At 63.8% G+C, this 8,353-nt stretch carries 7 protein-coding genes; 4 read left to right on the top strand and 3 right to left on the bottom strand.

Annotation, left to right across the window (positions count from 1 at the left end):
• Positions 1 to 350 precede the first annotated feature (350 nt).
• The 3 genes from AC30NL_RS20580 to AC30NL_RS20570 form a co-directional block, all read right to left on the bottom strand.
• On the bottom strand, positions 351 to 2,132 hold the full coding sequence (locus AC30NL_RS20580) for a GspE/PulE family protein (protein ID WP_489465846.1): 1,782 nt from the start codon (positions 2,130 to 2,132) through the stop codon (positions 351 to 353).
• Complete coding sequence (locus tag AC30NL_RS20575; RefSeq protein WP_489465845.1) at positions 2,129 to 2,911, bottom strand: spermine/spermidine synthase domain-containing protein; 783 nt, start codon at positions 2,909 to 2,911, stop codon at positions 2,129 to 2,131. The genes AC30NL_RS20580 and AC30NL_RS20575 overlap by 4 nt, the downstream gene beginning before the upstream one ends.
• A gap of 96 nt (positions 2,912 to 3,007) precedes the next feature.
• A complete protein-coding gene (locus AC30NL_RS20570) occupies positions 3,008 to 3,826 on the bottom strand; it encodes a TatD family hydrolase (RefSeq protein WP_489465844.1) in 819 nt (272 codons plus the stop codon).
• 107 nt (positions 3,827 to 3,933) lie between these two features.
• On the opposite strand from AC30NL_RS20570, the gene AC30NL_RS20565 reads away from it, so the two are divergent.
• The 4 genes from AC30NL_RS20565 to AC30NL_RS20550 all read left to right on the top strand — a co-directional run bounded on the left by AC30NL_RS20565 (position 3,934) and on the right by AC30NL_RS20550 (position 8,110).
• The gene (locus AC30NL_RS20565; RefSeq protein WP_489465843.1) at positions 3,934 to 4,929 is read left to right on the top strand and encodes a S1C family serine protease; all 996 of its coding nucleotides are present in this window, start codon (positions 3,934 to 3,936) and stop codon (positions 4,927 to 4,929) included.
• A gap of 30 nt (positions 4,930 to 4,959) precedes the next feature.
• A complete protein-coding gene (locus AC30NL_RS20560; RefSeq protein WP_489465842.1) occupies positions 4,960 to 5,961 on the top strand; it encodes an AAA family ATPase in 1,002 nt (333 codons plus the stop codon).
• A 137-nt stretch (positions 5,962 to 6,098) separates the two neighbouring features.
• Complete coding sequence (locus tag AC30NL_RS20555; RefSeq protein WP_489465841.1) at positions 6,099 to 7,085, top strand: DUF58 domain-containing protein; 987 nt, start codon at positions 6,099 to 6,101, stop codon at positions 7,083 to 7,085.
• A complete protein-coding gene (locus AC30NL_RS20550; RefSeq protein WP_489465840.1) occupies positions 7,082 to 8,110 on the top strand; it encodes a VWA domain-containing protein in 1,029 nt (342 codons plus the stop codon). Before AC30NL_RS20555 ends, AC30NL_RS20550 begins: the two co-directional genes overlap by 4 nt.
• Positions 8,111 to 8,353: the final 243 nt, after the last annotated feature.

Genomic DNA, 8,353 nt, shown 5'->3' with positions numbered 1-8,353 from the left:
TCAGAGGCCCAGGCCCCTCACCCCAGCCCTCTCCCCGAAGGGGCGAGGGAGCAATACAGGCTCGCTCGCTGTGGCCCGCTTCGAAGCAACGCATTTCGGCTTCCTCTCCCCCGGAGACAAGAGGGAGATGGAGCAAAGACCTGAAATTGGTGGGGCTGAGAGGCACCCCTTGGGCAAGGTCTTGTATTGGCTCCTCTCCCCTCTGGGGAGAGGTTGGGTGAGGGGCTGCGGTGATGCAACCCATGGCTTTATTCACCGCCCACGCTCACCCCAGCACCCCAGCACCCCAGCCCAGAGGGAGAGGTAGCGAAGACCTGCGGGGCACAGGCGAGGCAACGTGAGGATCTCCATCACTCCCAAGAAGGGGTAGCACTCAACACTTCATCGATCGTGGTCACGCCCTCGGCGACCTTCATCGCGCCCGCGAGACGCAGCGGACGCAGGCCGTCTTTCAGCGCTTGCTGACGCAGTCCTGCCCCGTCAGGCACAGGAGAAATGCAGCGCCGCGCGGCGTCGCCGACGGTGAGCAATTCATAAAGACCCGCGCGCCCTCGATAGCCCGTCATGCGGCATTCGAGACAACCCACCGGCTTGTATGCACGCACGGCACCATTGAGACGCCAAGGTTTCACGAACTCGGCCAGCTTGTCCGCGGTCAGCTCGTCGTCTGGCTGCTTGCAGCTGGCGCACAGGGTTCGCACGAGCCGCTGTGCAAGCACGCCGATCACAGTCGCACCGATGAGATAAGGCGGCACACCGAGATCGACGAGCCGCGTGATCGCCGACGTTGCATCGTTGGTGTGCAGCGTGCTGAACACCAAGTGGCCGGTCAGCGCCGCCTGGATGGCCATCTCCGCGGTTTCGAGATCGCGGATTTCGCCGACCATGATGATGTCCGGATCCTGGCGCATCAAGGCGCGCAGGCCCTCCGCGAAGTTGAGGTCGAGCGCGGACTGCACCTGCGTTTGATTGAACGCGGGCTGGATCATTTCGATCGGGTCTTCGATCGTGCAGACATTGACTTCGTCGGTGGCCAAACGGCGCAATGTCGAATAGAGCGTCGTGGTCTTTCCAGAGCCCGTGGGACCCGTCACGAGGATGATGCCGTGGGCCTTCGTCGTCAGCCCCTCCCAGCGCTTCGCGTCGTGGCTGCCGAAGCCGAGTTGTTCGAGTGGCTTGACCGTGGTGTCAGGGTCGAAGATGCGCATCACCATCTTCTCGCCGAAGGCCGTGGGCAGCGTCGACAAACGCATTTCCACTTCATCGCCGTCGGGGTTGCGGGTCTTGATGCGGCCGTCGAGCGGCCGGCGCTTCTCGATCACGTCCATGCGGCCCAGCAGCTTCACCCGCGCAATCATCGCGTTCATCACGCCCGGCGGAAGCTGATAGACGGTGTGCATCATGCCGTCGATGCGGAACCGGATGGCGCTCAGTTCGCGCCGCGGCTCGAGGTGAATGTCCGATGCACGCTGGTCGAAGGCGTATTGCCACAACCAGTCGACCACCTGCACGACACCCTGGTCGTTGGCATCGAGTTGGCGATTGCTGCGGCCGAGTTCAACCAGTTGCTCGAAGCTTGCGACCGCCGCGGTCTCGCCCGACTTGATGGCTGCGCGCACGGAACGCGACAGCGTGTAGAACTCCGTCGTGTACTTCTGCAGTTCTAGCGGGCTCACGAGCAGGAGCTTGATGGACTTGCGCGTGTGGCTTTCGATCTCGGACACCCAAGCGGTGTCGAAGGGCTCGCAAGTAGCGATCGTCACCTCGTGCGCGCCGACATGCAGCGGCAATGCACGGCGGCGCTCGGCATAACTGATGGACATGATCTCGGCCACGCGGCCGACGTCGACCTTGAGCGGGTCGATGCGCACATAGGACAGGCCGCATCGGCCCGCCAGCCACTCCGTCAGCGCTTCGGTGTCGAGCACGCGGCCACTGCCCAGGCGCGACAAGCCTGCGGAGCCCAATCGAACAAGGGGATGCTGCGCGCTGTTGGCGCCGCCGAATCGCTTCTTCGTGACCTCGTAGTCTTCAGGCGCGATGACCTTGTCGTCGCGCAGCCATTTGAGCAGCGGGCGCCAGTCGAGCTTGCCGGTCGGTGTCGTGCGGGCGGGGTGGTCGCTGGAGGTCATGTCGAGGGGTCCGCGGCAGGCAGCATGCGGATCATCCGCAACCACTTTCTCGCAGGCAACTGGAATCGAGTTTCGATGTTTTCCGCACGTGCGGCAAGCTCGTCGCGATCGGGCATGTCCGCGGCCTTGACCGCGATGACGACGGTGTTGCCCTCCTTGGTGGGTCGAAGCGAGCGCACCTGCTCGTCGCCAAAGGCGGCTGCGATGCGCCTTGCGCTGCGCTCGAAGCTCGCGTCGCGGCCGAAGAGGTTGACACTCATCACGCCGCCGTCGGCCAGCAATCGATGGCAATCGCGGTAGAAGCCTCTGCTGTCGAGAACCGGGCTGGCCGCGTCGTGGTCGTAGAGATCGACACACAGCACGTCTGCGGTTTGCGCATGCTCCGCATCGGCGGCGTAGTGGGCGGCGTCACCATTCAGCACCTTCAGCTTCGCGCCATCGTCCGGCAACCGAAACCACATGCGGCATGCCGAGATGACGGTGGGATTCAATTCGACCGCGGTCGTGCGCATCTTCATCACGCCATGGCAAAAGCGCGTAATGGCCGCAGCACCGAGGCCCAACTGCACGGCGTGGCCATGCGTCAATTCTTTCGACGGCCGAAACAGCATCCACGCCATCATGCGTTGGATGTATTCGAGTTCGAGCAACTGCGGCTTGCGTACTCGCATCGCCCCCTGCACCCAGGGTGTTCCGAGGTGCAGGTAACGCACACCGTCCGCTTCGGACATCGTGGCCGGCGCGAGGTCGACGTCAGCTTGATTTTTTTGACAGCGCATCGCCTCAGTGTAGGGTGGGCAAAGCGAAGCGTGCCCACGCGGACAGTCGATCTGATTTGATTGACCACCGCGTGGGCACGCTTCGCTTTGCCCACCCTACGATTCATCCAAGGCCGCCAGCCTCGGCAGGGCGACATGCGCATTGGCCGTGCTGATGCGGGCAGCGTCTTGCACCGACCAGCCTCGCAATTCCGTGAGCGTGCCCGCGATTCGCGGCAACTGGGCGGGCTCGTTGCGCATGGTGGCGCCCTTGGCACGTTGCTCCGCAGTCTTGTAAAGCCAGTGTGGCGGGATGTCGGGCGAGTCGGTTTCCAGCACGATCGCTTCGTCGGGCACCGATTGCACCAAGCGCCGAATCTGCAAGGCGCGATCAAAGGTCATCGCGCCGCCAAAGCCCAGCTTGAACCCGAGTTCGATGAAGAACTGCGCCTGCTGTTCGCTGCCGTTGAAGGCATGCGCGATGCCTCGCGCCGGAATGCGCCGCAGGTGCTTGAGCAAGGTATCCGCCGATCGTCGCACATGCACGATCACCGGCAGGTCGAACTCCACCGCGAGCTTCAATTGCGCCACGTAGAAGCGCTCTTGCTTTGCGCGGTCAAGGCCGGGAATGAAATGGTCGAGCCCGATTTCACCGATGCCCACCAGCCGCGGGTCGTCACGATGTTGGCGCACCGCAGCATGAAGCGTGTCGATGTCTTCGTCGCGCGCGCCGTCCACGCACAGCGGATGAATGCCGAGTGCGTAACAAAACCGATGTTCGTGGGCGAGGCGACGAACCGAATCGAAGTTCCACACTGCAACCGCCGGAAGCACGATTTGCAACACGCCAGCGTCGCGTGCGCGGCGCACCACGTCGGCACGGTCGGCATCGAACTCTCGGGCATCGAGATGGCAGTGCGAATCGATCCAGGACATCCGTTGAATCATGCCCGGTTTACTCACCCCTCGCGTGCATGCAGCCTCCGACCGTGATACGGTTCAGGCACAAGGTTTGCCGATTGGTGAATCGAGGGGGTGCAGCGATGAAGAAGGCTCCGCTTTACAGCCGTTCACGCCATCGTCCTGGTTCGCCGACCCGGCCCGAAATGGCGGCGCTTGCCCGAGACACCTCCACCGCCACCTCCTCGCCATCAACCGACCCTGCGGAACCTGAACCCGCCGCACCTGACGGGAAGCCGACGCGTCGCCACCGCGTCCGCAATTTCCTAGTCCGCCACCGCGCGCCGATGTGGGCTGCCGCTGCGGTTCTGCTCATCATGAGCGGTGGGATCGCCCAGCATGCGCTGTTCGCGCCGGCACGAGTCTTGACTCAGGAAGACATCGATGGCGCCGTCAAGCAGACGCTCGCGAAGGAAGTTCTTCCCTCGCCCTATGCACGTGCCTACGCCGCCATCAGGCCGTCGGTGGTGCGCATCGTCGGCACCGACGACGACAAGGATGACAAGGAAGAAGCCGCGGCCAAGCACGAGGACCCCAAGTTGCATTCGCGCTCTACGGGCACGGGCGTGGTCATCATCGACAACGGCACCATCCTCACCAACCTGCACGTCGTGGTGGGGTCCAAGCGCATCCGCGTCACCTTTTTCGACGGGCACGAATCCGACGCCATGCTGGTCGGCGCACAACCCGAGAACGACCTCGCGGTGCTGCGCGCCAAGAGTCTCCCCGACGACCTGCAGGCCGCCACCATGCGGGGCACGGGCGACCTGATTCCGGGCGATGAAGTGCTGGCCGTGGGTTTTCCCTTCGGCATCGGCCCGTCCGCCTCGGGCGGGGTCATCTCGGGCCTGAAGCGCAGCTTCCGCGCGCCTGAGGGCGAGCGGCTGACCAACCTGATCCAGTTCGACGCGGCTGCCAATCCGGGCAACTCGGGGGGGCCGCTCGTGACCATGGACGGCGCAGTGGTGGGCATCGTCACCGCCATCCTCAACCCGGGCGAGCAAGGCACCTTCATCGGCATTGGCTTTGCAGTGCCCATCGAGAACGCGGCGGCCGCCGCAGGCATGCCACCCTTCTGATCTGCCCGAGACATTCAATCAAGGAGAACCATGGACACGCCAGACACCGCCACATTGATGGAACGTATCCTCTACGAGGTCAAGCGAGTCGTCGTCGGGCAAGACAAGTTCCTCGAGCGCGTGATGGTGGCAATGCTCGCGCAAGGCCACCTTCTCGTGGAAGGCGTTCCGGGGCTTGCCAAGACCATCACCGTCAAGACGCTTGCGACCACCTTGCGCGGCTCGTTCAAACGCATCCAGTTCACGCCCGACCTCGTACCGGCCGACTTGGTCGGCACGCGCATCTACAACCAGAAGACGGGCGAGTTCAGCACCTCGCTCGGACCGGTATTCGCCAACCTGCTGCTGGCCGATGAGATCAACCGCGCACCCGCCAAGGTGCAAAGCGCGCTGCTCGAAGTCATGCAGGAACGGCAGGTAACGATTGCAGGAGAAACGCACAAGGTGCCCTCGCCGTTTCTGGTCATGGCCACACAAAACCCCATCGAGACCGAAGGCACTTATCCGCTGCCGGAAGCGCAGGTCGATCGCTTCATGATGAAGGTGCAGGTCGGCTACCCGAGCGAGGAAGAAGAGTTCGTGATCGTCCAGCGCGTGACGGGTGAGCCGGCCGTCGTGAGCGCGGTGGCGAGCACAGGGCAGCTGGCCGAACTGCAGATGGAATGCCGCAAGGTTTACGTCGACCCGTCGCTCATTCAGTACGCGGTGAGGCTTGTCACCGCCACGCGCGACCCGGCCCGCCACGGGCTGCCCGATCTCGCCAAGTACATCACCTTCGGCGCAAGCCCCCGCGCCACCATCGGCCTGATCGAAGGCGCCCGGGCCATGGCAATGCTGCGCGGCCGCAGCTACGCCCTGCCCGAGGACGTGATCGATCTCGTCCCCGATGTGCTGCGCCACCGCCTTGTGCTGAGCTACGAAGCGCTGGCCGATGGATCGAGCGCCGACCAGATCGTGGCCCAGATCGTGCAGAAGCTGCCCAAGCCTGACAAACCCATGACCCACCACGCCGATGAGCGCGCCAACCTCTGAGAGGCTGAGAGTATTTCGATCATGCCCGCTCATCACGCCAAAAGACCCCTGCTCGTCGTTGCAAATGCTCGCCATAGCGCGGGCTATGGCTGTGCTTTTGCGCCTAGATCAGGTGCCTTTTGAGGCGCTGCTCGGACATGCTCGAAAAACTCTCATCCTCTGAAGCCATTCTTCGCCGTCTCGAATGGACGGTGGTCCGTCGCCTGGACGGCATGCTCCAGGGCGACTACCGGACGCTGTTCCGCGGCGCGGGGCTGGACCTGGCCGACCTGCGCGAATACCAGCACCACGACGACGTGCGCCACATCGACTGGAACGTGACGGCGCGCCTGCAGACACCGCACGTGCGGCAGTTCACCGAAGACCGCGAGTTGAACGCGTGGTTCCTGCTGGACCTGAGTGGCAGCGTCGACTTCGGCTCGCGCGAACGCACCAAGCGCACGGTGTCGGCCGAGTTTGTCGCCGTGCTCGCGCGGGTGCTGACACGTCATGGCAACCGCGTGGGCGCCCTGCTCTACGGCTCGCAGGTCGACGCGGTACTGCCCGCACGGCACGGTCGAAATCACGTGCTGCATTTGCTGCAGCGCATGCGCAACTACCAGCCGCCAGCGGCCAAGGCGCCAACGCAGTTACGCAATTTGCTGGAGGCCGCGCGGCAAATGATTTCGCGACGCTCGATGGTCTTTGTGGTGTCGGACTTCATCAGCTCGCCGGGCTGGGAAGACAGCTTGGCACGGATGGCCCAGCACCACGAAGTGCTCGCCATCCGGCTTTACGACCCGACGGAACTTGAATTGCCCGACCTGGGCCTCGTGACCATCCAGGACGCGGAAACCGGCGAGCAATTGTTCGTCGACACACACGATCCGGGTTTTCGCGAACGCTTCATCCAGGCAGCAGAAGACAACGAAGAACAGCTTCACGCAGCCCTTCTGCAAGCGGGGGTGGACACGCTGGAGTTGGCGACCGATGATGATCTTGTTGATGCAGTACTGAGGTTTGCCGAGATGAGACGCCAGCGCAGTCGTTTGTCGGCAGGAGGCGCATTGCCGGTGCACTTGTCGCGCCATGGCCGCCCGTCGTCGCCGCTTGCCGCCACGCCGGGTCACGGAGGCCGCCGATGACCTTCGCCTGGCCCGATCTGTTGTGGCTTCTCCTGCTGCTGCCCGCACTGGTGGCCTTGTACCTGTGGCTCCTGTATCGACGCAAGAAGAACACGGTTCGATTCGCGAGCCTGGCGCTTGTCAAGCAAGCCAGCGGCAAGGGTCCGGGGTGGCGCCGGCATCTGCCACCATCGCTGCTGCTGCTGGCCATCGCCGCATTGCTGCTCGCGACCGCGCGGCCAATGGCCATCGTGACGCTGCCGAGCCAGCAGGAAACCATCATCCTCGCGATGGACGTCTCGGGCAGCATGCAGGCGACCGACGTCCAGCCCAACCGGCTCGTCGCGGCACAAGAGGCCGCCAAGGCCTTCGTGAAAGACCTGCCGAGAAGCGTGCGCGTGGGCGTGGTGTCGTTCGCCGGCACGGCCGCCGTGGTGCAGCCACCGACGCAAAGCCGCGAGGACATCGTGGCGGCCATCGACCGCTTCCAGTTGCAGCGCGGCACGGCCATCGGCAGCGGCATCGTGCTGTCGCTGGCGACCTTGTTCCCGGATGCCGGCATCGACCTGTCGCAGATCACCGGCGCACGCAACATGCCGGTCGGGCCGGGGGCCAAGCCGAAGAAGGATTTCGACCCAGTGGCGCCGTGGTCGTACGGATCGGGCGCCATCATCTTGCTCACCGACGGCCAGCGGACCACCGGCCCCGACCCCATGGATGCAGCCAAGATGGCGGCGGACCGGGGCGTGAAGGTTTATGCGGTCGGCATTGGCACGAAGGACGGCGAAACCATCGGCTTCGAAGGCTGGAGCATGCGGGTGCGACTGGATGAAGACGCGCTGAAGAACATCGCGAGTGCAACGCGAGCGGAGTACTTCTATGCGGGGACGGCAAACGACCTGAAGAAGGTCTATCAGTCGCTGAGCACCCGGCTGGTGGTCGAGAAGAAGGAAACGGAGATCAGCGGGTTGTTTGCGGCCTTTGCGGCAGTGATGGTGGTGGTGGCGGCTGGGTTGTCGGTGGCTTGGTTTGGGCGGGTGATGTAGCGGCTTTCGTAGGCCGGGTGCAACCTGGGAACGGGCCTTGACGCCAACGCACCCAAGTTTCACCTTCTCTATTGCCTATTGCCCACAACTCCGGCTTCGTAGTCCTTGCTTCCTCTCCCACTGGGAGCTGACCTTTACGTATGCTGGACACGCGGAAGATGGCCGTTGGAGCAAATTTTTCCCCTACGAGGTTTGAAGAAGGCGGGGTTGACGCATGACAAGTTCATGTTTGCTCAGAGGCCC

This window comes from Rhizobacter sp. (assembly GCA_021153565.1).
Classification (GTDB): domain Bacteria; phylum Pseudomonadota; class Gammaproteobacteria; order Burkholderiales; family Burkholderiaceae_C; genus Albitalea.
Note: the sequence above shows the minus strand (reverse complement) of the source record. Positions and strands in the feature narration are given on the sequence as shown.

Bases quoted from the DNA above. Each gene is read 5' to 3' on its own strand.
- AC30NL_RS20570 (WP_489465844.1), bottom strand. From the start codon at position 3,826: ATGTCCTGGATCGATTCGCACTGCCATCTCGATGCCCGAGAGTTCGAT.
- AC30NL_RS20565 (WP_489465843.1), top strand. From the start codon at position 3,934: ATGAAGAAGGCTCCGCTTTACAGCCGTTCACGCCATCGTCCTGGTTCG.
- AC30NL_RS20560 (WP_489465842.1), top strand. From the start codon at position 4,960: ATGGACACGCCAGACACCGCCACATTGATGGAACGTATCCTCTACGAG.
- AC30NL_RS20580 (WP_489465846.1), bottom strand. From the start codon at position 2,132: ATGACCTCCAGCGACCACCCCGCCCGCACGACACCGACCGGCAAGCTC.
- AC30NL_RS20575 (WP_489465845.1), bottom strand. From the start codon at position 2,911: ATGCGCTGTCAAAAAAATCAAGCTGACGTCGACCTCGCGCCGGCCACG.
- AC30NL_RS20555 (WP_489465841.1), top strand. From the start codon at position 6,099: ATGCTCGAAAAACTCTCATCCTCTGAAGCCATTCTTCGCCGTCTCGAA.
- AC30NL_RS20550 (WP_489465840.1), top strand. From the start codon at position 7,082: ATGACCTTCGCCTGGCCCGATCTGTTGTGGCTTCTCCTGCTGCTGCCC.